The sequence below is a fragment of the Vibrio sp. 99-8-1 genome, assembly GCF_013114595.1.
In the GTDB taxonomy this organism is placed as follows: domain Bacteria; phylum Pseudomonadota; class Gammaproteobacteria; order Enterobacterales; family Vibrionaceae; genus Vibrio.
In genome coordinates this window covers 1-2,265 of sequence record NZ_VTXE01000073.1, presented here as the reverse complement: position 1 = coordinate 2,265, position 2,265 = coordinate 1, and the positions used below count along the sequence as shown (strand labels likewise).

At 39.2% G+C, this 2,265-nt stretch carries 2 protein-coding genes and 2 tRNA genes; all 4 read left to right on the top strand.

Annotated elements, in window-relative coordinates:
- Nucleotides 1-24: 24 nt before the first annotated feature.
- The 4 genes from F0227_RS21700 to F0227_RS21685 all read left to right on the top strand — a co-directional run bounded on the left by F0227_RS21700 (nt 25) and on the right by F0227_RS21685 (nt 2,211).
- Nucleotides 25-101 (top strand) — tRNA-Asp (locus F0227_RS21700).
- Between the two features lie 34 nt (nt 102-135).
- Nucleotides 136-212: transfer RNA gene (locus F0227_RS21695), tRNA-Trp, on the top strand.
- A 188-nt stretch (nt 213-400) separates the two neighbouring features.
- Nucleotides 401-1,084: a hypothetical protein gene (locus F0227_RS21690; RefSeq protein ID WP_171755332.1), complete on the top strand. Its 684-nt coding sequence runs from the start codon at nt 401-403 to the stop codon at nt 1,082-1,084.
- Nucleotides 1,085-1,170: 86 nt separating this feature from the next.
- Nucleotides 1,171-2,211 (top strand): IS481 family transposase, encoded by a 1,041-nt coding sequence (locus tag F0227_RS21685; protein WP_171755331.1) that lies wholly within the window; start codon nt 1,171-1,173, stop codon nt 2,209-2,211.
- Nucleotides 2,212-2,265 lie beyond the last annotated feature (54 nt).

Sequence of the window (2,265 nt, the reverse complement as noted above, 5' to 3'; positions counted from 1 at the left end):
TTTATTTAGTAAAAGATACCATGTGGAGTGGTAGTTCAGTTGGTTAGAATACCGGCCTGTCACGCCGGGGGTCGCGGGTTCGAGTCCCGTCCACTCCGCCACTTTCTTCTTTAGAAGAAAGAGACAAATAGTTTTAGGGGTGTAGCTCCAATTGGCAGAGCAGCGGATTCCAAATCCGCGTGTTGGGAGTTCGAATCTCTCCACCCCTGCCATTATTTCTGCATATTTATGCAGTATGTAGAAAAGCCAGCTTATAGCTGGCTTTTTTGCATTATTAATAAATTAAGTCATTTAAGACGATGAAAAGAAAAAAACAGACTAGAGATATTTATTCGAAAGCCCGCTCATATTGAGTGGGCTTTTTTGCGTTTAAAACCTAAATAATAAGAAGGTTAATAATATGTTTTTTATTTGGCGAGGTGTTGGTTGGCTAGTCCCTCTTATCACATTTGGTTCATTTTTGATGATGGAGTTAATTGGTAATGCTTATCATGAGGATGCATATGATGAGATGGTTGTTTTTAAAGCTATTGCTACTGTAATGTCTACTTTGTTGATTGCGTTACTTGGTTATCGAGTCAATATAAAACAAGTGCCTAGTGATGAAAGCTCTTCCCAAATGATTATGAACGAAAAGAAATCAATCAAACGAGTCTTCACTGGTAGAAAAAGCACATTCATGTTTATCCCAGTTCAATATTGGGCGGTAATCATAGCGGTGTTCTCAATATGGGGCTATAACGATTACCTTACTGAGAATGAATTGACAAAAACCTATCTGAAAAAACCTAAGATAGGAGATATCTACATTGTGGACTTAGATAAGCTCTTTGAAAGTTACAATGACAAAATATCATTTAGTGCGTGGAGATTTAATGATATTTCTGACAATAATTTAGAGTTTATCATTTCAGACTATGCATATAAAAATCAGTATCACGTTGAAAAGGCTTTGCGAGAAGGAGGTGTTATTCCTATGAATGCAGAAAAAGATGATATGAGGTCTATTTCATTTGACGCTCTAGAAGAACTTTTCGATGAACACAGTATAGTTAGAGTTATTAGAGACACTGATAATATTTAAAATTAATTTAACCATGAAGCAAACCAAACAAAGGACAATTATTTAGCAACCTTTGTTTGGTTTATATGTATTAGTTCCGAACTCTCATGCTTCATACTAGCAATCCAATCATAAAACACAAAGCAGGCCTTCTTAATCTCGCAGAAGAATTGGGGAATGTATCCAAAGCCTGCAAGATCATGGGCGTATCCAGAGATACGTTTTACCGTTATCAAGAACTCGTAGAGGATGGTGGTATAGATTCACTTATCAATCAGTCGCGTAGAGCCCCTAATATCAAGAACAGAGTAGATGAAGAGACTGAGAATGCTGTTGTAGCATATGCCATCGAATTTCCTGCTCACGGACAAGCTCGTACAAGTAATGAATTACGTAAGAAAGGCGTGTTTGTTTCAGGTAGCGGAGTTCGTTCAATCTGGTTAAGGCACAACTTAGAGAACTTCAAAAAGCGCCTTTTGGCACTGGAAGCTAAAGTAGCGAATGATGGAATCATCCTTACAGAAGAACAGGTCGTCGCTCTGGAGAAGAAAAAACAGGATGATGAAGCTTGTGGTGAAATTGAAACGCATCACCCTGGCTATCTTGGTTCTCAGGACACATTTTATGTTGGAAACTTAAAAGGCGTGGGGCGGATTTACCAACAAACCTTCGTCGATACTTATAGCAAAGTTGCTTTCGCTAAGCTCTACACGACTAAGACGCCAATTACCTCTGCAGACATACTCAATGACCGAGTCCTCCCGTTTTTCGAAGCTCAAGAGCTTCCAATGCTTCGAATCCTGACCGATAGAGGAACAGAGTATTGCGGTAAAGTTGACCAGCATGACTATCAGTTGTATCTGGCCATCAATGATATCGATCATACGAAGACAAAAGCCAGACACCCTCAAACAAACGGTATCTGCGAGCGGTTCCATAAAACCATACTCAATGAGTTTTATCAGGTAACGTTCAGAAAAAATCTCTACAGTTCGTTAGAGGAACTACAAAAAGATCTGGACGAATGGATCGATTACTACAACAATCATCGTACTCATCAGGGAAAAATGTGTTGTGGCAGAACGCCAATGGATACATTACTAGATGGGAAATTAATCTGGGCTGAAAAGAATCTAGCCCAGATATAATCTGACAGGCACCAACAAAGTGGGTAACTGTCAGATCAGGTCTGAGCTAGTACA

What these genes read in the sequence shown, in the direction of transcription:
- F0227_RS21690 (WP_171755332.1), top strand. Translation starts at nt 401, where the DNA reads ATGTTTTTTATTTGGCGAGGTGTTGGTTGGCTAGTCCCTCTTATCACA.
- F0227_RS21685 (WP_171755331.1), top strand. Translation starts at nt 1,171, where the DNA reads ATGCTTCATACTAGCAATCCAATCATAAAACACAAAGCAGGCCTTCTT.